Consider the following 25,988-nt stretch of genomic DNA (forward strand, 5'->3'; position numbering starts at 1 on the left):
GGCTTGCTCATGACACCTCCTTGTAGGGCCTAGTGTGAGGCTCACGAGGTATCTAGGAAAGTGAGGGCGATTCAGTAGAGGCACTTCACGACCTTGGTGGTAGTGCACGCCTAGTCGATGTGGCGAAGCAAATCTGGCTAAAGCACGAAATGGAACTACATTCGTCAGGTGATCTGTTCTTTACATGGCAATACGATATGCGATGGGCCGCCAATCAGCTCCGCCGTAAGCAGATCATGCGCGACGCGGACCATTCACCCAGTGGCATTTGGGAATTGGTGTAGAAGGGAGCTTGGGCTTCATGAAATGAAGCCCAACGTTTACCGCGTTTTTGAAGCGGGTAGCCAGCTACCCGGTAAACGTTGAACTTCGCTGCGCTCAAGCCAAGCTACGCCATCACACCCACACCCTGTGCCCACTACTTACCCACATAAAGACTTGGTGGGCACGCTGCGCTTTACCCACCATACCGCTACCCAAGCCAAGCCCAGGCCAGCCCAGCCCAGCCCAGCCCAGCCCCCAACTGTATCCCCGTTTTGTGCCACTGCTGCCACTGATGGCCACAGTTTTGGCCCGCTAAAATGGTTTGTATCCAATAAGACGTTTGCGGCCAACCTGGCCGGCGAGGAGACACCATGACAAGCTGGCTGATGCAGGCCATTCGCAAGATCGAGGCCGATTTCAACCGTAGCAGCGACACCCACCTGATTCCGCTGGTGCTACCGGCGGCACCCGGCATCCAGCTGTATTTCAAGGACGAGTCCACCCACCCTACCGGCAGCCTGAAGCACCGGCTGGCGCGCTCGCTGTTTCTGTATGCGCTGAGCAATGGCTGGATCAAGGAAGGCACGCCGGTGATCGAGGCGTCCAGCGGCAGCACGGCGGTGTCGGAGGCTTACTTTGCCCGCCTGCTGGGCTTGCCCTTTATTGCGGTGATGCCGGCCAGCACCTCGTGCGAGAAGATTCGCGCCATCGAGTTCTACGGCGGCCGCTGCCACCTGGTGGACGACCCGGCCACCATCTACGACGAATCGCAGCGCCTGGCGCGCGAGCTGAACGGCCACTACATGGACCAGTTCACCTATGCCGAGCGCGCCACCGACTGGCGCGGCAACAACAATATTGCCGACACCATCTTCCGCCAGATGGCGCTGGAACCACAGCCGGAGCCGCGCTGGATTGTGTGCGGCGCCGGCACCGGCGGCACCAGCGCCACCTTTGGCCGCTACGTGCGCTACCAGCAAAAACAGACCCAGGTATGCGTGGTGGACCCGGAAAACTCGGCCTTTTACGCCAGCTACGTCAGCGGCGACGCGCACTGTAGCTGCGAAGGGGGCTCCGGTGTGGAAGGCATTGGCCGCCCGCGGGTGGAGCCGTCGTTCATCCCCACTGTGATCGACCACATGATCCGCGTGCCCAACGTGGCCAGCTACGCCGCCATCCACTTTCTGGAAGAAGTGCTGGGCCGCAAGTGCGGCGGCTCCACCGGCACCAACTTCTACGGCGTGTGCCTGCTGATGGCCGACATGCTGCAGCGTGGCGAACGGGGCAGCATCGTCACCATGATCTGCGACGACGGCAGCCGCTACCTGAACAGCTACTACAACCCGGACTGGTTGGCCGCCGGCGGCCACGACATTCAGCCGTGGCTGCACAGCTACCGCCGCTTCTTCCACGACGGTGTGTGGCAGCCGCCGCAGTAAACACCTGCGCTGCCGACAAAAATGCCGATGGCACTCGCCATCGGCTTTTTGCTACCCCAGACGCCGTGCGGCCAACCTTAAGCTTGCTGGTACCAGCCACGGCTGGCGTTGACGACGCGTACCACCAGCAACATCACCGGCACCTCGATCAGCACCCCCACTACCGTTGCCAGCGCGGCGCCGGAGTGCAGGCCGAACAGGCTGATGGCGGCGGCCACCGCCAGCTCGAAAAAGTTGGACGCGCCAATCAGTGCCGACGGGCAGGCCACGCTGTGCTGCTCGCCCAGACGCCGGTTCAGCCAGTAGGCCAGGCCAGCGTTGAACAGTACCTGGATCAGGATGGGCACTGCCAGCAGCACGATCACCAGCGGCTGCGCCAGGATGGCCTGGCCCTGAAAGGCAAACAACAGCACCAACGTCAGCAGCAGCGCCGCCATCGACCACGGCTGGATGGCGGCCATGGCCCGCTCGAACGCAGCCGGGCCGCGTGCCAGCAGCCACTTGCGCAGCGCCTGTGCCAGCAGCACCGGCAGCACGATGTACAACAGCACCGAGGTCAGTAGCGTAGCCCACGGCACGGCGATGCTGGACACGCCCAGCAGCAGCGCAACCAACGGGGCAAAGGCAAACACCATGATCAGGTCGTTTAGCGCCACTTGCGACAGCGTAAAGTACGGGTCGCCCCCGGTAAGCCGGCTCCACACAAACACCATGGCGGTGCATGGTGCGGCCGCCAGCAGGATCAGCCCGGCCACGTAGCTGTCCAGTTGGTCGGCCGGCAGCCACGGCGCAAACAGCTGGCGCACGAACAGCCAGCCCAGCAGGGCCATGGAAAACGGCTTGACCAGCCAGTTCACAAACAGGGTGACGCCGATGCCGCGTACGTGCTGGCGCACCTGGTGCAGCGCGCCAAAGTCGATCTTCAGCAACATGGGGATGATCATCACCCACACCAGCACGCCCACCGGCAGGTTGACGCGGGCGATTTCCATGGCGGCCAACGCGGCAAAGCCCTGCGGCCACAGCTGGCCCAGGCCGATGCCCACCACGATACAGGCGGCCACCCAGGCGCTGAGGTAGCGCTCGAACAGGCTCATGCCGTTGGCCGCAGACGGCGACCGGGTGTCGCAAGTGCTGCTCATGCCCGTGCCTCGCTGCTCAGCGTGTCTGGCCGGCCAATGTCGTGCACCGCATGCTGCAGCGCCAGGCGGTCCAGCTTGTGCAGGGGCAGGCTGAGGAACAGGCGCAGGCGGGTGGTGATGTCGCGGTAGGTGCGCACAAAGGCTTTGTGCTGCGCGGCCTCGTCGCCCGTTACCGCTGCCGGGTCGGCAAAGCCCCAGTGCGCGGTCATCGGCTGGCCGGGCCACGCCGGGCAGACCTCTCCGGCGGCGGCGTCGCACACGGTAAACACAAAATCCATTGCCGGCGCATCGGGGCCGGCAAACTCGTCCCAGCTTTTGCAGCGCGCGCTGGCCGGGTCGTGCTGGTGCTGTTGCAGCGTGGCCAGCGTTTGCGGGTGCACAAAGCCGCGCGGGTGGCTGCCCGCGCTAAAGGCACGGAAGCGGCCTTCGCCCAGCTGGTTGAGGATGGCTTCGGCCATGATGCTGCGGGCACTGTTGCCACTGCAGATGAACAGCACGTTGTAGACACGGTCGGACATGATGTCAGGCTCCATGATAGGCATCGGAATCGGGGCAACCGGCGGCGGGCAGCACGGCAATGCCAGCTCCGGGCACTGCTGCGGCTGGCCGGCGCAGCATTCGTCGGTGAGGTAGGCCAGCAGTTGCTGCATCAGCGCGAGGTTGGCGCGGTAGCGCTGAAAACGGCCTTCCTGCGCCACCGTCACCAGCCCGGCGTGGCTCATGCCTTTCAGGTGGAACGACACATTATTGGCCGGCAGGTCGAGGTTGGCCGCAATCTGGCCGGCCACCATGCCTTCGTGGCCCTGGCGTACCAGCAGGCGGTAGATATCCAGCCGCACACCGGAGGCCAGCGCTTCGAACAGTTTGACGGCGCTTTCTTTGGGCAGGCTCATGCGTTTTCTCGGGCAGGGTTGGCCGCATGCTGCGGCAGGGCCAGCGACACCAGCGCGGCCACGGTAATAAATACGGTGGAAATCCACAGGCAAGCGGCCAGACCGTACTGCTGGTACACCCAGCCGGACAGCACGGTGCCGACCAGGCGGCCCATGGCGTTGGACATATAGTAAAAACCCACGTCCAGCGACACACCGTCGGCCTTGGCGTAGCTCACGATGAGGTAGCTATGCAGCGACGAGTTCACCGCAAACAGCACGCCAAACAGCGCCAGCCCGCCCAGTACCACCCAGCCAGCGGGCCAGCCTGCGGCCAACCCTAAGGCCATGGCAGCGGGCAGGCCGGCCAGCAGGGCGGCCCATGCAAAAGCGCTACGGCCATCCGGCACCCTGCCCTGCTTTTTGCCGGTAATGGCTGGCGCCAGCGTCTGCACCACGCCGTAGCCGATGACCCACGCCGCCAGAAAGCCGCCTACCTGCCAGAAATCCCAGCCAAACACGGTGCTGAGGTATACCGGCAGCGCCACCACAAACCACACGTCGCGGGCGCCAAACAGGAACAGCCGCGCCGCCGACAGCCCGTTGATGGCCGGGCTTTTCGACAGCAGCTCGCGAAACTTCGGCTTGGCTTTGGCCTTGCCCAGGTCTTGCCGCAGCTGCCACAGGCTGAACAGCCAGATCGCCGCTAATACCGCGGCCATGCCCAGCACCGCGCCGCCAAAGCCCAGCGTGGCCAGCAAGGCACCACCCAGAAAGAAGCCCACGCCTTTCAGCGCGTTCTTGGAACCGGTCAGCAGCGCCACCCAGCGGTACAACGTGCCCTGCTCGCCGTCCGGTACCAGCAGCTTGATGCTGCTTTTGGCCGACATCTTGTTCAGGTCTTTGGCAATGCCGGACAGCGCCTGGCTGGCCATCACGTACGGCACGGTCAGCATGGCGGCCGGTGCGGCCAACATCAGCAGTGCCAGCACCTGCAGCGCCAGGCCCAGGTTCATGGTGCGGTTCAGCCCCAGCCGTGCGCCCAGATAGCCGCCCACCAGGTTGGTGACCACGCCGAACACCTCGTAGAACAAGAACAGCGCGGCAATCTGCAACGGGGCGTAGCCCAACTGGTGAAAGTGCAGCACCACCAGCATGCGCAGCGCGCCGTCGGTGAGGGTGAATGCCCAGTAGTTGGCCGTTACCAGCAGGTACTGGCGGATGGCCGGCGATAGCGTGGAAAGCGCCTGCATCGCTTAGCCCTGGTCGGCCAGGCCCACCAGCCGCGCCAGCTCCACGGTGCGGTTGGCGTAGCCCCATTCGTTGTCGTACCAGGCGTACAGCTTCACCTGGGTGCCGTTCACCACCATGGTGGACGGCGCATCGATAATCGAAGAGCGCGGGTCGGTACGGTAGTCGATGGACACCAGCGGGCGCGATTCATAGCCCAGAATGCCTTGCAGCGTATGGTTGGCCGCGTGCTGCAGCGCGGCGTTGACCTCCTCGGCCGTGGTGGCGCGTTCTACTTCAAACACGCAGTCGGTGAGCGAGGCGTTGGCCAGCGGCACGCGCACGGCGTGGCCGTTCAGGCGGCCGCGCAGCTCGGGGAAGATCTCGGCAATGGCGGTGGCCGAACCGGTGGTGGTGGGGATCAGGCTCATGCCGCTGGCGCGGGCGCGGCGCAGGTCTTTATGCGGCTGGTCCAGAATGCTCTGCGTGTTGGTCAGGTCGTGAATGGTGGTGATGCTGCCGTGGCGGATGCCGAAGGTTTCGTGAATTACCTTCACCACCGGCGCCAGACAGTTGGTGGTGCACGAGGCGGCGGTAACGATGCGGTGCACTGCCGGGTCGAACAGCTGCTGGTTGACGCCCATCACCACGTTCAGCGCGCCCGCCTCTTTCACCGGCGCGCTGACCACCACGCGCTTCACCCCCTGTTCCAGGTACGCCTGCAGCACGGCCACGGTTTTCATCTTGCCGCTGGCTTCGATCACCACATCGCAGCCGCGCCAGTCGGTATCGGCAATGGCCTTGTTATGGCTGACGCTGATGCGCTTGCCGTCAATGAAGATGGCGCCGTCTACCGCGCTGGCCTCGTGGCCCCAGCGGCCGTGCACCGAATCAAAATTCAGCAGATGGGCGTGGGTTTCCGCGTCACCGGCCGGGTCGTTGATGTGCACGAATTCAAACTCGGGCCAGGCCCAGGCGGCACGCAGTGCCAGGCGGCCGATGCGGCCGAAACCGTTGATACCGATCTTGATGGTCATGGTGATGTCTCGCAAACAGATTCAGGAATGGGGGGCAGCCGGGTTGAATTGCGCCAGCCAGGCGCGGTGTACCGGGTGCTGGATGGCATTGGGCCGCAGCGCCTGCACCTGGGCTACCGCCTCGTCATGCGGTACGCCGAAGGCGATCAGGATGCGGGCGGCGATCAGACCGGTACGACCCGAGCCGCCCTTGCAGTGGATGGCGAGGTACTCGCCAGCACGCAAGCGGGCCAGCAGATCTGGCGCGGCAGCCTGCCAGGCGCTATCAAAATCGGCCAAGGGTGCGCTTTCGTCCGCCACCGGCAGGTGATACCAAGCCAGGCCAAGTTGGCCGCAAGTGGTACCGATACTGTCGGCAGCGTTGTGTTGCAGTTCGCTCATCGGCATCAGGCTGATCACGCCGCTGGCACCCGCCAGCTGCAGGGTGGCCAAGGCCTGGCTGACGCTGCTGTCACGCAAGCCGGGGCACGGGGTAAGCAATAGCCCGCCTTGCTGGCTGGGCAGGGGAAGCAGGTCAAAGGGATGCGGCATGGTCAGGCTCCGGTCTGGTAGCTACGGCCAGCAGCACGCTGGCAGCAGTAAAATCAATATTACAAGAACTGTTGAAATGTAGTCTATCCCTGCCAGGTGACAAATAGATGACACGTCCGTGAGATCAGGCCGCAGGCTGGCCAAAACAGCGCAGCATCCACGCTGCCGCCGGGCCGGGGGGCTGCTGGCGCAGCCATACCGCATACAGTGGCTGCCGTTGCGGCCAACCCGGCAGCGGCAGCGGGTGGAGCTCGGGTGCGTAACGCGCCACCAGCCAGTCCGGCAGCTCGGCCCAGCCAAAGCCCAGCTGCGTCATTTCCAGCAGCAGCAGGTAACTGGGGGCAAACCAGCAGCGCCCCGCACTGCTGTCCGGTGCGCTGCGGGCGCTAAAGGTTTGCAGTTGCAGCCGACGGTGCGCTTGCAGCGCGGTCGCCTCCAGCGGGCTGGCCTGTGCCAGCGGGTGGTTTGGTGCCACGTAGAGCGAGGTGCTGGCCTGCTGTGCCAGCACCTGGGTGGCAAACTCGCTGCCGACACGAACCATGCCGGGCAGCAGGCCCAGCTGGGCACGGCCGCTGCGTACCAGCGCCAGCACGTCGTCCTGCTCGCCCACCAGGCACTCCAGCTCGGTATGCGGGTACTGGTTGGCAAACGCTTGCAAGGCCGCTTCCAGGCTGCCGGTGTGAAAGGTATCGGACAACACCAGCGTCAGCCGTGGCTCGACGCCGCTTTGCAAGGCGGCGGCTTCCAGTTGCAGACTGTCGTGCGCGGCCAGCGCCTGGCGCGCCAGCGGCAACAGGCGCTGGCCTTCGGCAGTCAGGGTCAATTGGCGGCTGCCACGCTGGAACAGCGTGAGGCCGAGGTCGATTTCAAGGTTGGCCAGGCTTTCGCTCAGCGTGGACTGACGTTTGCCCAGTTGCCTGGCACCTGCCGAGATCGAACCGTGGTCTACTGCCGCGACAAACGCCATCAGCGCATCCTGGCTAAATGACATATCGGCTTCTCCGATGGTAGTTAGCTTTCAGATAGCGGGAAAACCTATCACACTGCTGCCATTGCCGTCGATACAGGTGCTTCATCATGCAGACTCACACCAAAACCCCGCTGGAGCGCATCGTGCACGCCGTGCTGTACGAAGTGTGCGCCATGGCGCTGCTGGTGCCGCTGGGCAGCTGGCTGCTGGGGCACAGCCCGGCACAGATGGGCGTGCTGGCCATCATGCTCAGCACGCTGGCGATGAGCTGGAACATGCTGTTTGGCGCCATGTTCGAGCGCCTGGAGCGTCACTATGGCTGGCAGCGTACCCCCGCGGTACGCACCCTGCACGCCATCCTGTTTGAAGGCGGCCTGGTGTTCATTTGTGTACCGGTAGTGGCGTGGTGGATGCAGGTGAGCTACTGGGAGGCGCTACTGCTGGATATCGGCATCCTGTTGTTTTTCCTGCCTTATACCTACGTTTTCAACTGGATTTACGACCATCTGCGGCTGCGGCGCGCGCCCCTGGCCAGCAAGTGAAGAATACACGCAACAACACTGACAATAGGGTCTTATAGATAGGTTGTCGCCACTCCGGCACGGGTCAAGAATGTCGCATCAGGGCAGCCGGGCTGCCCACCGCAACGAATGGATGGCGATGCGTCCTACTCAGTGGCTACTGCTCGTGGTGCAGTTTTATCTTTACGGCGTCGGCTGGCTGCTGGCTATCTTGCTGATCCGCAACATGCGCCATCTGCTGTGGCAATACAGCCTGTCTTCACTGTGCCTGGCCAGCGGCATGCTACTGTGCATGCTGCTGTCACCGGCGCAGCTGGCGCAGCCGCTGCCGTATGCCGGTGTGTCGCTGGTACTGCTGCTAGGCCTGGCCTATGGGGCCAACAGCAGCCTGATGTTCATGCGGCTACCGGTGCTGTCGCATACCCGCCTACTGCTGGGCTGTACCGCCGCCAGCGTGCCCATCTTGTTGCTTGGCTGGCTGCAATGGCATGACTGGCGGCTGGTGGTGCTGTCTGCCCAATCCGGCCTGCTGGTTTTGTGGGCAACCTGGCACAGCCATCCGGCATCGATGCGCGAATTCCCCGGCCTGGGTACCTGGCTGCTGCATCTGGCGGCCAGCCTGTTCGGCTTGTTTTTCCTGATGCGCGCCGTGCTGCACCTGCTACTGGGCGAAACCGTGGTACCCGAGCTGTACCAGACCAATGACAGCAACCTGCTGCAGGCGGTGGCCTTCATGGTGATGTCGGCCATCTTCAACCTCACTGCCACCGTGCGCATTGCCGCACGCATGGCCAAACAGCTACACCAGTTGTCACTGCATGACCCGCTGACCGGCCTGCAGAACCGGCGCGCACTGCACACCCAGCTCACCGAACCCTACCTGCAGCAGTTTCGCTGCTATAGCGTCATCGTGATCGACATCGATCACTTCAAGCGCATCAACGACCGTCATGGCCACAGTATCGGCGATGCAGTACTGGCGCGTGTCGGCCATATCCTCAAGCAATACAGCCATGACTATTGTCAGGCGTTCCGCCTGGGCGGCGAGGAGTTTGCCCTGATCCTGCCAGGTGAAACCCAGTCACGGGCACTGGCGCTGGCGGACACGCTGCGCCGCCATATTGCCAGCTACCCGCTCACCCGGGGCAATTGTCACATTGCGCTCACCGCCAGCCTGGGCGTGGCCGAAGGCCAGGCCAACCAGCAACGGCTGGAGCAAGTGCTGGATGCGGCAGACATGGCGATGTATACGGCCAAACAGCAGGGCCGTAACTGCGTCAGCGCGGCGCCGCCACTGGCCGACATCACGCCACGCTAATAACCGCGCTGGCGTTGCACTACCCCGAGCGCCGGCAAGCCTTGCTGCAACCGGTTCAGGTTGGCCGCAATCTGCGCCACGGCTTGCTGTCGCAAGGTAATGGCTGCGATGTGCGGCGTGACGGTCACCGCGGGGTGGTGCCACAGGCGGCTATCCGCCGCTAGCGGTTCGCTGGCAAACACATCCAGCTGGGCACAGCGCAACTGCCCGCTATCGAGCACCGCCAGCAAGGCCTGCTCGTCCAACAGATCGCCGCGGCCGGCATTGATCAGCATGGCACCGGCCGGCAGCCTCGCCAGAAGCGCCTCATCCAGCAGACCGATGGTTTCCGGCGTGGAAGGCAGCACGCAAGCCAGCACATCGCTACCGGCCAGCAGCGACAGCAGACCTTCACGACCATGGTAGCTGGGCAGGTCCGCCAGCTGGCGTGGGCTGCGGCTCCAGCCCTGCACCCGGTAGCCATCCGCCTGCAGGCCGCGCGCCACCGCCAGCCCGATCTCGCCCAGGCCCAGCACCCCTACCCGTACATCCTGCGGCTGTCGTGGTGGCAGCATCTTCCACACTCCGGCAGCCTGCTGGCGCCGGTACACGTCCATATGGCGCTGGTAGGACAACACCCCGTAACGCACGTACTCCAGCATCTGCGCGGCCATGCCGCCGTCCAGCAAGCGGTAAATCGGTACGTTGGGCGACAGGTCTTCACGGCCTAGCAGCTTGTCTACGCCGGCACCCAGCGCAAACACGCCCTCCAACGCAGGCAAGGCGGCAAACAAGCCAGGGGGCGGCCCCCAGGTAATGACGTAGCGCACCTGCTCGGGTTCAGCCAGGGCGTCCAGCGTGGTGAAGTCGAACGCCGGCAAGGCGTCGCGGAACAGGGGCAGATAGGCGCCCACTTCTTTGGGGTTGGGTGTGTGCAGCAGGATCATGGTGGCGCGGGCAAAAAGGAGACACATCCTTATAAACAATACCGCGTCATAGGCCAAGCGGTAGTCAGCCGTCAGACCATCATCTTTCAATAATTATGATAGCTGTATGGTCATACAGTTGAAAAAGCAGGATAACCCTAGTAAAACCATAGATACAGATAAGCCATCTACCAAGGATGTTTATGCAATACCATGCGCACTGGCTGCTATTGGTCACTCAGCTGTATCTGTACGCCCTCGCCTGGCTACTGTCGCAAACCCAGTTCAAAGGGCACGGCCCTTTGCTGCGGCAAAACACACTGGCTGCATTCTGCATGGCTTCCGGCTTGCTGCTTCCTGCCATCCTGCCGGGCCAACAGGTATTGGAGGCGCTGCCTTACGCGACCATGTCCGGCCTGCTGGTAGCCGGGTTTCTGTACGGCAGCAATGCCAACCGCGTGTTCTTTGGCCTGATCCCGATGAGCCACGCACACGTCTGGCTACTTACTTTCTCGGCAGGCTGGATCATTTTCCTGATGGGGCTGATTCCTGGCGCTGCGCCTTACCGCATCAGCGTACTCAACAGCACACTGGCCACGGTGACGCTGGTCGGCCTGTGGCAAATGCACGGTCTGGCGATCCGCGAGTTTCCCGGCTGGTCCACCTGGATATTGCATCTTCCCTTACTGGCCTTTGCCGGCTATCTGCTAAGTAGCAGCGTGGCCCGCTTGATCATCGGGGATGACGGTTTGCCGGAAGTCACCGTCGCCAGCGACCTGAATATCCAGCAAACCGTGTTGTACATGGTGATGGCCGCATTCTTCAACATGATGTCCATCGTCAGGCTGGGTACACGTGTCACTCGCCAACTGCACACCATGTCGCACCGCGACCCGCTCACCGGCCTGCACAATCGTCGTTCGCTTAACAACAGCTATGGCAACAACCCCAAAGCTTACCGCCAACGACTATGTGTAATTTTTGTCGATATCGACCACTTCAAGGCGATCAACGACACCTTCGGCCACCACATTGGCGACGAAGTACTGCAGCTGGTTGGCCGCGAGATGATGACGCATACCACCGACCGTTTCCGCGCCTACCGCTTGGGTGGGGAAGAGTTTTGCATGGTGCTGCGCGATAGCTCCTTGCCCGAGGGGCTGGCCATGGCGGAAGACTTGCGCCAGAGCCTGGAGCGCCAGCAACTGGCGTTCGACAACAAGCCATTGCGGCTGACCGCCAGCTTCGGCGTGGCCTGTGCCAGCCTGGACCACATGGACATCGATGCGCTGATGGGTGCGGCCGACGAAGCGCTGTACAAGGCCAAACACAACGGTCGCAACCGGGTAGAAGCCGCCGTACTGGCCGTCAGCCTGGTCTAGCGCTGGCTGGCGCACAGGGCGCCAGGCAACGCTTACCTGGCGGTAACCCTACGACAAAAAACCGGCATAGCAGCCGGGCCTGTCAGCCCAGGCGCAGGCTCAGGTACCGCAGAACGTGCGATAGCCACGCGCTAGCTCGGCACTTGCCGGCTGCGCATAGCGCGCCAGCTCCGGCCATTCGGTATACGGGTCCGCCAGCACCGTCAGCAAGCGCTGCAACAGGGTGGTATCGCCGTACTCGCTGGCTGCCGCCAACGCCTCTTCCACCAGATGGTTACGCGGAATGTACAAGGGGTTGGCCGCACGCAGGTGGCGGGCAACGCTCTGCGCGTCGATACCGTCTGCGGCCAACCGGTGCTGCCAGCGCGCCAACCACGGTTGCAGTGCCGCGCCATCAGTGCACAGCGCCGCCAGCCGCACGCCGCCATCGCCGTCCAGCACGTCGGCCAGGTAGCGCCACGCCAGCGTGAAATCGGCCTGCTGCTGTTGCAGCAAGGTCAGCCAGTCGTCGGCCAGCGCCTGGTCGCCAGCCTGCTCGCTGGCCAGCCCCAGCTTGCGCCGCGCCTGGGTCAGCCAGGCTTGCTGGTAGTGGTCCTGGAAGCGGTGGATGACCTCGGTCGCCTGCGCCACGGCGGCATCCGTATCGGCGGCATCCAGCAGCGGCAGCAGCGTTTCCGCCAGCCGCGCCAGGTTCCACTGCGCGATGGCCGGCTGGTTGCCGTAGGCGTAGCGGCCGCGTTCGTCGATGGAGCTGAACACCGTGGCCGGGTCGTACGCGTCCATGAAGGCACACGGGCCGTAGTCGATGGTTTCGCCCGACAGCGTCATGTTGTCGGTATTCATCACCCCGTGGATGAAGCCGGCGTGCAGCCACTGCGCCAGCAGCCTGGCCTGACGCTGGCACACCGCCTCCAGCATGGCCAGGTAAGGGTTGGCCGCATCCTGCAGCTGCGGGTAATGCCGCTGCAGCGTGTACTGCGCCAACCGGGCCAAGGTGTCGCGATCGCCACGGTTGGCAAAGTACTCGAAAGTGCCGACACGGATATGGCTGGCCGCCACCCGTGTCAGCACCGCCCCCGGCAACGGGCGGTCGCGGTAAACGGTATCACCGGTGGCCACTACTGCCAGCGCGCGGGTGGTGGGGATGCCCAGCGCGTGCATCGCCTCACCGATGATCACTTCGCGCAGCATCGGCTCCAGCGCCGCCTTGCCATCGCCGCGGCGCGAGTACGGCGTGCGGCCGCTGCCTTTCAGCGCGATATCGCGGCGCTGGCCCTGTACGTCGATCACCTCGCCCAGCAACAGCGCACGGCCGTCGCCCAGCTGCGGCGAATAGCCGCCAAACTGGTGGCCGGCATAGACCTGGGCAAACGGCTGCGCGCCTTCCGGCACGGCGGCACCGGAAAAACAGGCGGCCAGCGCGGCCTCATCCAGCCCCGGCGCCAGGCCCAGCTCGCTGGCCAGGCGGGTGTTCCAGTAGTGCAGTTGCGGCGCGCTGGCGCTGGCCGGGCTGACGTGGCTGCCGGCTTGCGGCAAGGCCTCGGCGTAGCTGTGTTCAAACGGGAGGCGGATCATGGCGGGCTCCTGCAGGTGGGTGCGGTTTGGACGACATTATCGATAAAAAGTGCGGCCAGACAGCACAAAGCCGCCTGGCGGCGGCTTTGTGGACGGGCCAGGCAGCGGGCTTAGCGGCTGCGGCCAACCTTGCCGCCCGGCTTGGCCTGTGGCTTGCCGGTGGCAGCCGCACGCGGGGCGGACGGTTTGCCTGCCGGCTTGGCGCTGGCGGGCTTGCCGGCGTGGGCCTTGGCGGTGGCCGGCTTGCCCTTGCCGGGTTGGCCGCCGTAGTTGCGCGGCTGGCCCTGCTGCGCCTTGGCGCGGGCGGCCAGGCTCTGGCCGGCAAAGCGGTGGCGTGCGGCGGCGGCCTTGTCGCCCGGCGGCGTCGGTGGAATCAGGCAGTGCTTGGCGTGGCCGATCAGGTCGGTGCGGCCCATGTCGACCAGCGCGTCGTGGATGATCTGCCAGTTATCCGCGTGGTGGTAGCGCAGCAGCGCTTTATGCAGCTTGCGGCGATAGCCGTCGCGCACCACGTCCACCTTTTCCGAGCTGCGCGACAGGCGCTTAAGCGGGTTGCGGCGGGTGTGCCACATGGTGGTGGCCAGCGCCATCGGCGTCGGGGTGAAGGTTTGCACCTGGTCGAGACGGAAGTTGTTCTTCTTCAGCCACAGCGCCAGGTTGACCATGTCTTCGTCGCTGGTGCCGGGGTGGGCGGCGATGAAGTACGGAATCAGGTACTGCTCCTTGCCGGCCTGGCGGCTGAAGCGCTCGAACAGCTCCTTGAACTTGTCGTAGGCGCCCATGCCCGGCTTCATCATCTTGGACAGCGGGCCGTCTTCGGTGTGTTCAGGCGCAATCTTCAGGTAGCCGCCCACGTGGTGCTGTACCAGCTCCTTGATGTACTCCGGCGATTTCACCGCCAGGTCGTACCGCAGGCCGGACTGGATGTTGATCTTCTTCACGCCCGGCAGCGCGCGCGCCTTGCGGTACAGCTGGATCAGGTGGCTGTGGTCGGTATTGAGGTTTTCGCAGATGTCCGGGTACACACAGGACAGCTTGCGACAGGAACGCTCGATGGCAGGATCTTTACAGGACAGCCGGTACATATTGGCGGTGGGGCCGCCCAGGTCGGAAATATGACCGGTGAAGCCCGGCGTCTTGTCGCGGATTTCCTCGATTTCCTTGAGGATGGACTCTTCCGAACGGCTCTGGATGATGCGGCCTTCGTGCTCGGTAATCGAACAGAAGGTACAGCCACCAAAACAGCCGCGCATGATGTTCACCGAGTACTTGATCATCTCCCAGGCCGGGATGTGGGCATCGCCGTAGCTGGGGTGCGGGTTGCGGGCGTAGGGCAGCCCGAACACGAAGTCCATTTCTTCGGTGCTCAGCGGAATCGGCGGCGCGTTCAGCCATACGTCGCGCGTACCGTGCAGCTGTACCAGTGCACGAGCATTACCGGGGTTGGATTCCAGGTGCAGCGTGCGGCTGGCATGGGCGTACAGTACCGGGTCGTGCGCCACCGCCTCGTAAGACGGAATGCGCAGCACGGTCTTGGCGCGTTCGGCGCGGCGCTTGGCCAGGCGCTCTTCCCGCGACTCGATGCGGATCACCTGCGGCTTGGCCGGGTCGTTGGCCGCAGTGGCCTCGGCAGCCTGCTCCGGAATCTCCTGGTACGGGTTCAGGATCACGTCCACCTTGCCGGGGGTGTCCACCACGCTGGAGTCCATCTCCTGCCACTCGTCGTCCGGCTTCCAGCCGTGCGGCACCATGAAGGCGGTACCGCGGATGTCGCGCATCTCGGACAGCTTCTCGCCACGGGCGGCACGGTGGGCAATCTCCACCAGCGCACGCTCGGCGTTGCCGTACAGCAGGATGTCTGCCTTGGACGTCACCAGTACCGACTGGCGTACCTTGTCGCTCCAGTAGTCGTAATGGGCGATGCGGCGCAGCGAGGCTTCGATGGAGCCGATCATCACGCCTACGCCGGGGAAGGCTTCGCGGCAGCGCTGCGCGTACACGGTAACGGCACGGTCCGGGCGCTTGTTCGGCTCGGCGTGCGGGGTGTAGGCGTCGTCGGAGCGCGGTTTACGGTCGGCGGTGTAGCGGTTGATCATCGAGTCCATGTTGCCGGCGGTCACGCCGAAGAACAGGTTGGGCTTGCCCAGCGCGCGGAAGGCGTCGGCGCTGTTCCAGTCCGGCTGCGCAATGATGCCCACGCGGAACCCCTGCGCCTCCAGCAAGCGGCCAACCAGCGCCATGCCGAAGCTGGGGTGGTCGATATAGCAGTCGCCGGACACGATGATGATGTCGCAGCTATCCCAGCCCAGCTCGTCCATTTCGGCGCGGCTCATGGGCAGGAAGGGGGCGGTACCAAAGCGCTGGGCCCAGTACTTGCGGTAGCTGTTGATGGCTTGGGGTGCGGCAGGAAGCGTCATTGTCATGCAGGTCTATTCTCGAAGACCGCGCATTGTGCCAGAAAGCGCACAGGCTTTCACCTGAAAAAAGGCTTTTTTTTCATCGACATAGACGCAGAATAACCCTGCCGCAAGGCTGGATTTTCCAGGTACTTGCGCCATATCATCAAATTATCTGTCAGTAATTTGCACCTTATTCTTTGGTATTTGATAATAAACACAGTACCCAATGGAGAACATTGTCATGCAATCACCGTCCTGGCTAGCACGACTGACGATACGGGCCCAGTTTCTGGTGGTACTTTCCATCGTGGGTGCCGGCTTGCTGGTGATGGGTACCATGTCCTGGCTGCAGCTGGAGGAGTTGCGCGTCAAAGGCCATGCCTACAACCGCATCGTGCAGAGCAAGGACCTGATCGCCGACATCCTGCCGCCGCCGCGCTACATCATCGAAGCCTACCTGGTGGTATTGCAGTCCGAGCACAGCCAGAGCCTGACTGCCGTCAAAACCTACCAGGAGCGGGTACAAACGCTGGAAAAAGAGTTCAATGACCGCGGCAGCTACTGGCAAAGCGCGCCGCTGGACGACAAGAGCAGGCAGCTGCTGCTGGAAAAATCCGAACAGAGTGCCCGCGATTTCTTCAAACTGGCAAAAGAACAGTACTTCCCCCAAAAGCTGGCCGAACAAGACACCCGCAGCGTGCTGACCCAACTGGCCAACGCCTACCAACAGCACCGCTACGAAATCGACAAACTGGTGAAGCTGGAAAACGAACTGCTAGCCACTGAGGAAGTCCACGCCGAACAGTTGGTCCGCAAGGGCCGTCTGGTGATGGCCGCCACGCTGGCGGTGGTGCTGATCTTGGCCGTGCTGCTGGTGAACCTGGTCAGCCGTCAGCAGCAACGCACCGTCAACACGCTGCGCCAGGCGCTGGGCAGCCTGGCCAGCGGCCGGCTGGATACCACCCTGCCGCCACAAGGCAGTAACGAGCTGGGGCAATTAGGGCACAGCACCGAGAGCATGCGCCAGCAGCTGCGCGAACTGATCCTGCAAATGCAGCAAGCCGCCGGCGAGTTGCAGCACCACGAGCGCGACATCCTCAGCGAAGCCGGCCAGGTACAGCAACTGGCCAGCAACCAGCTGGACAACATCGCGCAGATGGGCCAACAGGTGCAGACACTGACCGACGCGCTGGCGCGCCTGTCGCAAGACAGCGAAAGCTCGGCCGCCACCTCGGTGGCCGCCATCGACTCCGCCCGCAATAGCGCACAAGACCTGCAACAAAGCCGCGAGATGCTGGCCCAGGTAGTGGAGACCGTGCGCGAAACCACGCAGCTGCTGGACGAACTCACCCGCAAGGCCGGCCAGATCGGCGGCGTGGCCAACACCATCCAGGAAATTGCCGAACAGACCAATCTGCTGGCGCTGAACGCGGCCATCGAAGCCGCCCGCGCCGGCGAAAGCGGCCGCGGCTTTGCCGTGGTTGCCGACGAAGTGCGCAAACTGGCAGAGCGCACCTCACAATCCACCACCAGCATCAGCGACATCCTGGGCACGGTGCAGCGTTCCACCAGCGAAGCGGCCAACAGTATCCGCCAGGGCCTGGCACAGTCGGAAGAAGGCTTGGGCAAGGTGCAACACGCCGGTGACAGCCTCAGCGCGCTGCAGCACAGCATTACCGCACTGGGCCAGGCCTTGCAGCATGTGGTCGACCAGATCCAGGCCAGCCAGCAAACGCGGCAGCAGGTTCAACACGAGCTGAGCCAGGTGCTGCAGGATACGCACAACCAGCAAGAGTCGGTCAGCCGGCTGTACCGCCTGATCCGCGCCGCCGACGACACCACGCAAAAGCTGGAACATGCCAGCCGCCGCTTCACCCTTTAAACCAGGACATACCATGCCGGTACCACGATTGTTCCCCGCCCTCACCCTGCTGTTACTGTCCGGCCTGGCCTTGGCCAGCCCGCCCGGGCGCAGTGTGGTGGTGGCATTTGGCGAATCACTGGAGCCGTACGTGATTCCGCAGCTGGAAGCCGGCATCGAGCTGGACATCATCCGCGCCGCCCTGAAGGCACAACGCTACGAAATGCAGCCGGTGTTCCTGTCGCAAAAGCGGCTACCACAGGCGTTGGCCGACCGCCGTATCGATGCGGTAGCCACCATCGTGCCGGAATCGGGCGCCAAGGGGGCCTATTCGGACGTTTACATCAGCTACGAAGACAAGGCCATCACGCTGAGCCAGCGCCGGCTGGAGATCAACAAGATTGCCGACCTGGCCAACCACAGCGTGTCGGCGTTTCCGCTGGCTGGCCAGTACCTGGGTAGCGAGTTTGCTGCGCTAACCGCCCGCCACCCCGACTACCACGAAACCGGCAACCAGATCGACCAGAACCGGCTGCTGTACCGCGGCAGTGTCGACGTGGTGGTGGCCGACTACCGCATCTTCAACTACATGAACAAGCGGATGCAGGCCGACTTCAACGAGCAAGCGCTGCCGGTGACCTACCACGACATTTTCATCAAGCTGCCCTACCGGGTACTGTTCCGCCAACCGGCGCTGCGCGACGCCTTCAACCAGGGGCTGAAGCAGATCCAGCAGAACGGCGACTACCAGCGCATTCTCAAGCGCTACAGCTAGGCCCGCACGTTGCTGATGGCGGCCCGGCACAGCTGGGCTAGAATGCCGCATCGTTTCCTGCGCGACCAACCATGAAGAATACCCTCACCTTGCTAGGCAGCTGCGCCCTGCTCAGCGCCTGTGCTGCCACCACGCCGGGCCCGCTGGCCAGCCAGCCGGTACCGACCCCCATCCTGCAGCAAAACCAGCCCGCCGCCCCGTTGCCGCCGGCAGCCAGCCAGCCGCTGCCGCAGCCTCCGGCCAGCAGCCAGCCGGTGGTGACACCGCCGGTTGTGGTGGTGCCACCTGTCGTACCGCCCAAACCGGTGGCAGCCAACCCCAAGGCACTGGTGGACAAGCTGCTGCCCGATTACGTAAAGCCGCGCCAGGGCTGGCGCGACGACCTGGTATCGGCGTTCAGCGCCTTGCAGATTCCGCACAGCGCCGAAAACTACTGCGCCGTCATCGCCGTCATCGAGCAGGAATCCACCTTCCAGGCCGACCCGGTGGTACCCGGCTTGTCCAGGATCGTATGGGAAAAAATTGGCGACAAGGCCGGCAACTACTACGTGCCGCTACCGGTAGTGAAAACCGCTTTGCTGAAAAAGTCGCCGAACGGCCAGAGCTACAAGGAGCGCATCGACAATCTGCGCACCGAGAAAGAAATGAACGACCTGTTCGAGGACATGTCGGCCGAAGGGCAAAAGCTGGGTCTGCCAATGGGCATGAAAAACCCGATCCGCACTGGCGGGCCGATGCAGGTCAGCGTGGAGTTTGCCGAGGCCCACGTCAAAGCCTGGCCTTATCCGTACGCGCGCAACGGCAGCATCCGCGATGAAGTATTCAGCCGCCGTGGTGGCGTCTACTTTGGCAGCGCCATCCTGCTGCAATACCCGGCTCCGTATAGCGAGATGCGCTACCGTTTTGCCGACTTCAACGCCGGCCGCTACGCCAGCCGCAATGCCGCTTTCCAGCAAGCGGTAGCCAAGCTGAGCGGCAACAAGCTGGCGCTGGACGGCGACTTGTTACGCTACAAGAACGGCCAGCCCGGCAGCGACAGCAGCAGCACCCAGCTGGCGCTGGCCAAGCTGCGCGGCCGTCTGGGCTTGAGCGAGGCCGACATGCTGCGCGACCTGAAGCAGGAAAAGAGCGCCGGCTTCACCCAGACCGCGCTGTATGGCCGCGTAATGCAACTGGCCGACCAAAGCCAGGGCCGCAAGGTGGCGCGCGAGATCATGCCGGAAATCCGCCTGCAAAGCCCCAAGATCACCCGCAAGCTCACCACGGCCTGGTTTGCCGACCGTGTCGATGGCCGCTACCAGCGCTGCCTGGCGCGACGTTAAGCGGTAGCGAACAGCAAAAAGCCCTTCCACAAACGGAAGGGCTTTTTTGTTGCCGTCTTTGTTGCCGTGCAGGCCAAGGTTGGCCGCACACAGTTGAATGGGCGTAGAAAACAAAAAAGCCACCTTGCGGTGGCTTTTTTGTCGAATCCTGGCGTCCCCACGGGGATTCGAACCCCGGTTATCGCCGTGAAAGGGCGGTGTCCTAGGCCTCTAGACGATGGGGACAGGTGGCGCACCCGGAGCGATTCGAACGCCCGACCCTTTGGTTCGTAGCCAAATACTCTATCCAACTGAGCTACGGGTGCGCGGTTTTGGCGGAGAAAGAGGGATTCGAACCCTCGATACAGGTTTAAGCCCGTATGCTTCCTTAGCAGGGAAGTGCCTTCGACCTCTCGGCCATTTCTCCGTCAAGAGAACGCCATATTAATTAACACGACGCCCCCTGTCAAGCACTACTTGCAATAATTTTGCTTAGGCCGGCTGATCCAGGCCAAACACCTTGTGCAGCACGCGTACGGCCAGCTCCAGGTACTTCTCGTCGATCAGTACCGACACCTTGATTTCGGAGGTGGAGATCATCTGGATATTGATGCCCTCTTCCGCCAGGGTACGGAACATGGTGGAAGCCACGCCGCAGTGCGAGCGCATGCCCACGCCGACGATGGACACCTTGGCAACCTTGTCGTCGGAGTCGATCTTGCCGGCACCGATGTGGGTCTGCACGTCACGCAGGATGGACAGCGCCTGCTGGTATTCGCCACGCGGCACGGTGAAGGAGAAGTCGGTAGTACCGTTCTCGCCAACATTCTGGATGATCATGTCCACTTCGATGTTGGCGTCGGCGATCGGGCCCAGGATCTGGTAAGCGATGCCCGGCTTGTCCGGTACGCCTTTCACGTTGATGCGTGCTTCGTTACGGTCAAACGCGATACCTGCCACTACGGCCTTTTCCATGTTTTCATCTTCCTCAAACGTAATCAGTGTGCCTTCGCCCTCGTCTTCGAAACTGGAGAGCACGCGCAGGCGTACCTTGTATTTGCCGGCAAACTCTACCGAACGGATCTGCAGCACTTTGGAACCCAGGCTGGCCATCTCGATCATCTCCTCGAAGGTGATGGTCTTCAGGCGGCGGGCTTCCGGCACCACGCGCGGGTCGGTGGTGTACACGCCATCCACGTCGGTGTAGATCTGGCATTCGTCGGCGTTCAGCGCGGCAGCCATGGCCACGGCCGAGGTATCGGAGCCGCCACGACCCAGCGTGGTGATGTTGCCGTCTTCGTCCAGGCCCTGGAAACCGGCTACTACCACCACACGGCCGGCGCTAAGGTCGGCACGCATGGCGGCGTCGTCGATGGACTGGATACGGGCTTTGGTATGGGCGCTATCGGTGGTCACACGTACTTGCCAGCCGCAGTAGCTCTTGGCCGGTACGCCGATTTCGTTCAGGGCCATGGCCAGCAGGCCGATGGTGACCTGTTCGCCGGTGGACATGATCACGTCCAGTTCGCGCGGGTCCGGGTAATCCTGGATTTCCTTGGCCAGCGCGATCAGGCGGTTGGTTTCACCACTCATGGCCGAAACCACAACCACCACGTCATGTCCCTGGGCTTTCCATTTGGCGACACGGCGGGCCACGTTCTTGATGCGCTCCGGGGAGCCCATCGAGGTACCGCCGTACTTTTGTACGATAAGTGCCATGTTTGTTTTCTTGAATAGGGTTGGGATGTCGGACAATGATTCTGTCCCGATAAGGGCCCTGCTGGCAAGGCACTTGCGCCGCATTTCGCCGCCTTTTTTGCGGTAAGGCAGCAAGCAGCAGCAGTCTGTTCAATGGATACAAAATCCCATTGAAAAACCACGCCAACTGTATGCATCATTTGACAGCCCGATGCGGCCAACTAGCATGAAGGTAGACACTGCGGCAGCCGGTGCCCACGCCGGCAGACAGGACACACCATGAAAAAGATCATCCTGATCGTCGATGACTCCGCTTTGCTGCGTCAGATTTCCAGCGAGGCACTGACCGAAGCCGGCTATAAGGTAGTACAGGCGGCCAACGGCCAGGAAGGCCTGCAGCAACTGGATTTCATTACCCCGGCACTGATCGTCAGCGACCTCAACATGCCGGTGATGAATGGCCTGGAATTCATCCGCACGCTACGCCAGCGCCCTGCCCTTAAACAGCTGCCGGTGATCATGGTCACTACCGAGCTTAGCGACGCGCTGAAACAGGCCGGCCGCGATGCCGGCGCCACCGCCTGGCTGACCAAGCCGCTGCAGCCGCCGCTGCTGCTGAAAGCCATCCGCACCCTGCTGGAGCAATAAACAGCCCAACAGTAACAAGCCCCCAACCGTGTGCGGGTGAGGGCTGGGCCGGTGCAGTGGTCAGGGCATCGCCCACAGTGGCGGCAGCTGCATGGCCTGCAGTTGCTGCTCCAGCTCGCCGCGGCGCTCGTGCCAGTAGTTGTCGCTACCGAACCAGGGAAACGCCGCCGGAAACGCCGGGTCGGCCCAGCGCGCCGACAGCCACGCGGTGTAATGCAGCAGGCGTAGGCTGCGCAGCGCTTCCACCAGCCGCAGTTCGCGGTAGTCAAAATCGCAGAACTCTTCATAGCCGGCCAGGATGGCGGCCAATTGCGACGACTGCTGTTCGCGCTCGCCGCTAAGCAGCATCCAGATATCCTGCACCGCCGGCGCCATGCGGCTGTCGTCCAGATCGACAAAATGCGGGCCGTCCGGCGTCCACATCACGTTGCCGGCGTGGCAGTCGCCGTGGCAACGTAGCCAGTCCGCATCGGGCACCGCCGCAAACGCTGCCTCTACCGCCGTCAGCAGTTCACGCGCTACCCGCAAGTAATCCGCGGCCAGCTGCGCGGGCAAATGGCCGCCGGCCTCGATGCCGGCCAGCGCCTGGTGGCCAAAACTGGCCACGTCCAGCCGCGGGCGGCTGCTGAACGGCCGGCTGCGGCCTACCAGATGGATGCGCCCCAGAAAGCGGCCCAGCCATTGCAGCGTGTCTTCGTCTTCCAGCTCCGGTGCGCGGCCGCCGCGGCGCGGGAACAGCGCAAAGCGAAAGCCCTGCCACTGCAGCAGCGTCTGCCCGTCGAAAGCCAGCGGCGCCACCACCGGAATCTCGGCGGCAGCCAGCTCGGCGGCAAAGGCGTGTTCTTCCAGAATCTGCGCATCCTGCCAGCGGCCCGGGCGGTAGAACTTGGCCACCAGCGGGGTATCGTCTTCGATGCCCACCTGATAGACACGGTTTTCGTAGCTGTTCAGCGCCAGCACGCGGCCGTCGCAACGCAGGCCGGTGCTTTCCACCGCGTCCAGCAGCAGGTCCGGCGTCAGCGCGGTATAGGGGTGTAAGGTATCCATGCCGCCATTATGCGCGCCGTGCGCCGGCGGCGGCCAACCTTTGCAGTGGCTGCGTGCAGGGCTTACCATCGTGGCATGAGCCTATCGTTTACCTACTTCGAAGCCGAAGACCGCCTGCTGGTGGTGATTCAGCCCGGCAACCACCAGCTGTGGCTGACGCGCTACCTCACCCAGTCCATCCTGCGCGATATCGCTGCGCTGTTTGCCCGCATGGTGCCGGGCGAAGGCGTACCGGGCGCCGGCACGCCGGAACAGCGCATTGCGCTGGAGCACCGCATGGCGATGAACGAGGAAGACCTGGCCGACCGCGATAGCAGCAGCATCGGCCGGATGGGCTTCAGCCAGCAGTCCCCCGCCCTGCCGGCGGCAGGCAGCGTGTTGGTGTGTACCGGCCTGGATGCCAAAGCCGGCGTGGATTACGCCAGCATCAGCTTTACCGTCGGCAACAACCAGGTCAATGTGCGCCAGAGCCGGCCCGGCTTTCACCGCTTCCTGCGTACGCTGGCGCTGTGCGCCGACAAAGCCGGCTGGCAGATCCAGGACGTACCGCCGTGGCTAACGCAAAGCCTGGTACAAGACCTGCTGGGCAAGCTGCCGCCGCTGGACGACACACCGCAGGACGAGCAAGCGCCCGACGCTTAAGCCCCGTTTCAGCCAGCCGTGGCAGGCTGGCATTTTTATCCGGAGCCACCTTATGGCCAGCCTTCACCCCGATAGCCCGCTGCAACGCGCCGCCCACCGTAGCCTGTGGGTCAGCGTGGGCGTCAATATCGTCCTGACAGCCATGCAGCTGATCACCGGCTTGTGGGCGGGGTCGCAGGCACTGGTGGCCGATGCGCTGCACTCGCTGTCCGACCTGATTGCCGACTTTGTCGCGCTGCTGGCGCGCAAACACAGCCACAAGGCGCCGGATGCCGACCACCAGTACGGCCATCAGCGTTACGAAACCGCCGCCTCGTTGGTGCTGGGGCTGCTGTTGCTGGCTGCCGGCTGCAGCATGCTGCTGAGCGCTGGCAACAAGCTCACCGGTGCCACGCCGCTGGCAGCGGTGCATCAGGCCGCGCTGTATGCCGCGCTGTTCACGCTGGCCAGCAAGGAGCTGCTGTTCCGCTACATGCTGAAAATCGCCACCGAAGTCCGCTCCAGCATGCTGGTGGCCAACGCCTGGCACGCCCGCGCCGACGCCGCCTCCTCACTGGTGGTGGCGGTCGGCATTATCGGCAACCTGGCTGGTTATACCTGGCTGGACCCGCTGGCGGCCGCATTGGTGGGCTTCATGGTTGGCCGCACCGGCTGGCAGTTTGCCTGGGACGCGCTCAATAAGCTGATGGACCGCGCCGCCGATGACGACACCGTCGAGGCCATCCGCGCCACGCTGCTGGCCACGCCGGGCGTGCAGGGCCTGCACGACATGCGTACCCGTCATATGGGCGACCAGATCCTGGTAGACGTGCACCTGGAAATCGATGGCGAACTCACCGTGTACCAGGGCCACGACATCGCCGCCAATGCCCGGGCACGGGTGATGGCCGAGCACCACGTGCTGGACGTGATGACCCACATCGATCCGGTTGCCGCTCCCCGCATCACATCATAAAAAAAAGCCCCTGCAATGCAGGGGCCAACGCTGTCAAAGTCCAACAGCAGGGTCGATCAGCTGCGTGCCGGCAGCGGGCTGTCCAGCCACGGCGTGCCCAGTGCACGCGAACGTAGCCAGCCCACCACTACCAACAGCAAAGTCAGGATGCCGGTACCCAGTACCTCGATGCGGTGATCCGGGCGGATCGCCATCAGCAGCAATACCGCGCAGATGAATACGATCACCGCCCAGGTCAGCCACGGGAACAGCCACATGCGGAACGCCGGCTGCTCGCCCTTCGCCTCCATGCGCTGACGCATGCGCAGTTGCGATACCGCAATCACCAGGTACACCAGCAGCGCGATGGTGCCGGAGGTGGCCAGCAACACGTTAAACACTTCGGACGGCACCAGGTAGTTGGCAATCACCATCAGGAAGCCCACCACCATCGAACCCAGTACTGCCTTCTGCGGCGTACCGTTGGGCGCCACTTCGCCGAACAGGGCAAAGGCGTCACGGCGCGAGGCCAGCGAATACAGCATGCGCGAGGCGGTATACAGCGCCGAGTTCAGGCAGCTGGCTACCGACACCAGCACCACCACGTCCACCAGCGCCTTGGCGTTGGGGATGCCGATCAGCTCCAGCGTGCGCTGGTAGGAGCCCTGCAGCGGCAGCTGCGGGTCGTTCCACGCTACCAGCGAGGTCACCACGAAGATGGAACCCAGATAAAACAAGCTGATGCGCCATACCACCGAGTTGGTAGCCTTGGTGATCTGCTGCTGCGGGTTGTCCGACTCGGCCGCAGCAATGGTGACGATCTCGGTGCCCAGGAAAGTGAACATGGTGGTCAGCATGGCGCCCAGTACCGCGCCGAAGCCGTTAGGCATGAAGCCGCCGTGCGCCATCAGGTTGGCCACACCGCTGGTCTGGCTACCCGGAATCAGGCCGAAGATGGCCGCGCCGGCAATGGCCAGAAACAGCACGATGGCCACCACTTTCACCAGCGCAAACCAGAACTCGAACTCGCCGTAGTTCTTCACGCTGAACAGGTTGGTGATGGTCAGCAACACGGTAATGCCCAGCGCAAACGCCCACATCGGCACGCCGGCAAACCAGGCGTGCAGGATGGTGGCGGCGGCGGTGGCTTCCAGCGGAATCACCAGCACCCAGAACCACCAGTACAGCCAGCCGATGATGTAGCCGGCCCAGTGCCCGATGGCACGGTCGGCGTAGGTGGAAAACGAACCGGTATCGGGCGAGGCCACCGCCATTTCGCCCAGCATGCGCATTACCAGCACCACCAGCAGGCCGGCAAAGGCGTAGGCAATCAGTACCGCGGGGCCGGCTTCAGCGATGGCGTGGCCGGAGCCCACGAACAGGCCGGCGCCAATGACGCCGGCAATGGACAGCATGGTGACATGCCGTTGCTTGAGCCCGTGGCTCAAGCCGGAAGAAGATGCAGTCATTCAGGGGTTTCTCTCTATCGGGTCCATG

22 protein-coding genes and 3 tRNA genes are annotated in these 25,988 nt (G+C 63.5%); 10 read left to right on the forward strand and 15 right to left on the reverse strand.

Going from position 1 to position 25,988, the window contains the following annotated elements; genetic code table 11:
• Positions 1-635: 635 nt before the first annotated feature.
• Positions 636-1,703 carry a PLP-dependent cysteine synthase family protein gene (locus FLQ03_RS06720; protein WP_144373189.1) on the forward strand — a complete coding sequence of 356 codons (1,068 nt, stop codon included), beginning with the start codon at positions 636-638 and terminating at the stop codon, positions 1,701-1,703.
• Positions 1,704-1,780: 77 nt separating this feature from the next.
• On the opposite strand, the gene arsB is transcribed toward FLQ03_RS06720, so the two are convergent.
• From arsB to FLQ03_RS06750, 6 genes are all read right to left on the reverse strand, one after another.
• Positions 1,781-2,845, reverse strand: coding sequence for an ACR3 family arsenite efflux transporter (gene arsB, locus FLQ03_RS06725; RefSeq protein ID WP_144373190.1), 1,065 nt, complete (start codon positions 2,843-2,845; stop codon positions 1,781-1,783).
• Entirely contained in the window at positions 2,842-3,738 is an 897-nt protein-coding gene (locus FLQ03_RS19730) for an arsenate reductase/protein-tyrosine-phosphatase family protein (protein WP_144373191.1), read from the reverse strand. Before FLQ03_RS19730 ends, arsB begins: the two co-directional genes overlap by 4 nt.
• On the reverse strand, positions 3,735-4,970 hold the full coding sequence (arsJ, locus tag FLQ03_RS06735) for an organoarsenical effux MFS transporter ArsJ (protein WP_144373192.1): 1,236 nt from the start codon (positions 4,968-4,970) through the stop codon (positions 3,735-3,737). Before arsJ ends, FLQ03_RS19730 begins: the two co-directional genes overlap by 4 nt.
• Positions 4,971-4,973: 3 nt before the next feature.
• Positions 4,974-5,984, reverse strand: coding sequence for an ArsJ-associated glyceraldehyde-3-phosphate dehydrogenase (locus FLQ03_RS06740; RefSeq protein WP_144373193.1), 1,011 nt, complete (start codon positions 5,982-5,984; stop codon positions 4,974-4,976).
• Positions 5,985-6,005: 21 nt separating this feature from the next.
• Positions 6,006-6,515, reverse strand: a complete 510-nt coding sequence (locus FLQ03_RS06745; protein ID WP_144373194.1) for a phosphatase domain-containing putative toxin — start codon at positions 6,513-6,515, stop codon at positions 6,006-6,008.
• Between the two features lie 124 nt (positions 6,516-6,639).
• Positions 6,640-7,506, reverse strand: coding sequence for a LysR family transcriptional regulator (locus FLQ03_RS06750; protein ID WP_144373195.1), 867 nt, complete (start codon positions 7,504-7,506; stop codon positions 6,640-6,642).
• 86 nt (positions 7,507-7,592) lie between these two features.
• On the opposite strand from FLQ03_RS06750, the gene FLQ03_RS06755 reads away from it, so the two are divergent.
• A complete protein-coding gene (locus FLQ03_RS06755; RefSeq protein WP_144373196.1) occupies positions 7,593-8,027 on the forward strand; it encodes a multidrug/biocide efflux PACE transporter in 435 nt (144 codons plus the stop codon).
• A gap of 70 nt (positions 8,028-8,097) precedes the next feature.
• Complete coding sequence (locus FLQ03_RS06760) at positions 8,098-9,324, forward strand: GGDEF domain-containing protein (protein ID WP_144373197.1); 1,227 nt, start codon at positions 8,098-8,100, stop codon at positions 9,322-9,324.
• On the opposite strand, the gene FLQ03_RS06765 is transcribed toward FLQ03_RS06760, so the two are convergent.
• Complete coding sequence (locus FLQ03_RS06765) at positions 9,321-10,250, reverse strand: 2-hydroxyacid dehydrogenase (RefSeq protein ID WP_144373198.1); 930 nt, start codon at positions 10,248-10,250, stop codon at positions 9,321-9,323. The genes FLQ03_RS06760 and FLQ03_RS06765 overlap by 4 nt on opposite strands.
• A 182-nt stretch (positions 10,251-10,432) precedes the next feature.
• Between FLQ03_RS06765 and FLQ03_RS06770 the strand changes: the two genes are divergently transcribed.
• Positions 10,433-11,611 (forward strand): GGDEF domain-containing protein, encoded by a 1,179-nt coding sequence (locus FLQ03_RS06770; protein ID WP_170252328.1) that lies wholly within the window; start codon positions 10,433-10,435, stop codon positions 11,609-11,611.
• Positions 11,612-11,710: 99 nt separating this feature from the next.
• Here the strand turns inward: FLQ03_RS06770 and FLQ03_RS06775 are convergent, their stop codons facing one another.
• Together FLQ03_RS06775 and FLQ03_RS06780 are read right to left on the reverse strand one after the other, a co-directional pair.
• Positions 11,711-13,186, reverse strand: a complete 1,476-nt coding sequence (locus FLQ03_RS06775) for a protein adenylyltransferase SelO (RefSeq protein ID WP_144373200.1) — start codon at positions 13,184-13,186, stop codon at positions 11,711-11,713.
• A gap of 110 nt (positions 13,187-13,296) precedes the next feature.
• Positions 13,297-15,609: a YgiQ family radical SAM protein gene (locus FLQ03_RS06780; protein WP_420855651.1), complete on the reverse strand. Its 2,313-nt coding sequence runs from the start codon at positions 15,607-15,609 to the stop codon at positions 13,297-13,299.
• Positions 15,610-15,826: 217 nt separating this feature from the next.
• Between FLQ03_RS06780 and FLQ03_RS06785 the strand changes: the two genes are divergently transcribed.
• The 3 genes from FLQ03_RS06785 to FLQ03_RS06795 all read left to right on the forward strand — a co-directional run bounded on the left by FLQ03_RS06785 (position 15,827) and on the right by FLQ03_RS06795 (position 19,543).
• Complete coding sequence (locus FLQ03_RS06785; RefSeq protein ID WP_170252329.1) at positions 15,827-17,467, forward strand: methyl-accepting chemotaxis protein; 1,641 nt, start codon at positions 15,827-15,829, stop codon at positions 17,465-17,467.
• Between the two features lie 13 nt (positions 17,468-17,480).
• Positions 17,481-18,221: a substrate-binding periplasmic protein gene (locus FLQ03_RS06790; RefSeq protein ID WP_170252330.1), complete on the forward strand. Its 741-nt coding sequence runs from the start codon at positions 17,481-17,483 to the stop codon at positions 18,219-18,221.
• 71 nt (positions 18,222-18,292) lie between these two features.
• On the forward strand, positions 18,293-19,543 hold the full coding sequence (locus FLQ03_RS06795; protein WP_144373203.1) for a DUF1615 domain-containing protein: 1,251 nt from the start codon (positions 18,293-18,295) through the stop codon (positions 19,541-19,543).
• Between the two features lie 149 nt (positions 19,544-19,692).
• Here FLQ03_RS06795 and FLQ03_RS06800 read toward each other — a convergent pair.
• The 4 genes from FLQ03_RS06800 to FLQ03_RS06815 form a co-directional block, all read right to left on the reverse strand.
• A tRNA-Glu gene (locus tag FLQ03_RS06800) sits at positions 19,693-19,768 on the reverse strand.
• Positions 19,769-19,771: 3 nt separating this feature from the next.
• A tRNA-Arg gene (locus FLQ03_RS06805) sits at positions 19,772-19,848 on the reverse strand.
• A gap of 7 nt (positions 19,849-19,855) precedes the next feature.
• A tRNA-Ser gene (locus FLQ03_RS06810) sits at positions 19,856-19,949 on the reverse strand.
• Positions 19,950-20,014: 65 nt separating this feature from the next.
• Positions 20,015-21,241, reverse strand: coding sequence for an aspartate kinase (locus FLQ03_RS06815; RefSeq protein ID WP_144373204.1), 1,227 nt, complete (start codon positions 21,239-21,241; stop codon positions 20,015-20,017).
• Between the two features lie 258 nt (positions 21,242-21,499).
• Between FLQ03_RS06815 and FLQ03_RS06820 the strand changes: the two genes are divergently transcribed.
• Positions 21,500-21,868, forward strand: a complete 369-nt coding sequence (locus tag FLQ03_RS06820; RefSeq protein ID WP_144373205.1) for a response regulator — start codon at positions 21,500-21,502, stop codon at positions 21,866-21,868.
• Between the two features lie 60 nt (positions 21,869-21,928).
• Here the strand turns inward: FLQ03_RS06820 and FLQ03_RS06825 are convergent, their stop codons facing one another.
• On the reverse strand, positions 21,929-22,915 hold the full coding sequence (locus tag FLQ03_RS06825) for a serine/threonine protein kinase (protein WP_144373206.1): 987 nt from the start codon (positions 22,913-22,915) through the stop codon (positions 21,929-21,931).
• Between the two features lie 75 nt (positions 22,916-22,990).
• Here FLQ03_RS06825 and FLQ03_RS06830 point away from each other — a divergent pair, with 75 nt between their 5' ends.
• Both FLQ03_RS06830 and FLQ03_RS06835 read left to right on the forward strand, forming a co-directional pair.
• A complete protein-coding gene (locus FLQ03_RS06830) occupies positions 22,991-23,557 on the forward strand; it encodes a hypothetical protein (RefSeq protein WP_144373207.1) in 567 nt (188 codons plus the stop codon).
• Positions 23,558-23,609: 52 nt separating this feature from the next.
• Positions 23,610-24,512, forward strand: coding sequence for a cation diffusion facilitator family transporter (locus FLQ03_RS06835; RefSeq protein WP_144373208.1), 903 nt, complete (start codon positions 23,610-23,612; stop codon positions 24,510-24,512).
• Between the two features lie 56 nt (positions 24,513-24,568).
• Here the strand turns inward: FLQ03_RS06835 and gabP are convergent, their stop codons facing one another.
• Positions 24,569-25,960: a GABA permease gene (gene gabP, locus FLQ03_RS06840; protein ID WP_144373209.1), complete on the reverse strand. Its 1,392-nt coding sequence runs from the start codon at positions 25,958-25,960 to the stop codon at positions 24,569-24,571.
• Positions 25,961-25,988 lie beyond the last annotated feature (28 nt).

Source organism: Vogesella urethralis (genome assembly GCF_007644045.2).
In the GTDB taxonomy this organism is placed as follows: domain Bacteria; phylum Pseudomonadota; class Gammaproteobacteria; order Burkholderiales; family Chromobacteriaceae; genus Vogesella; species Vogesella urethralis.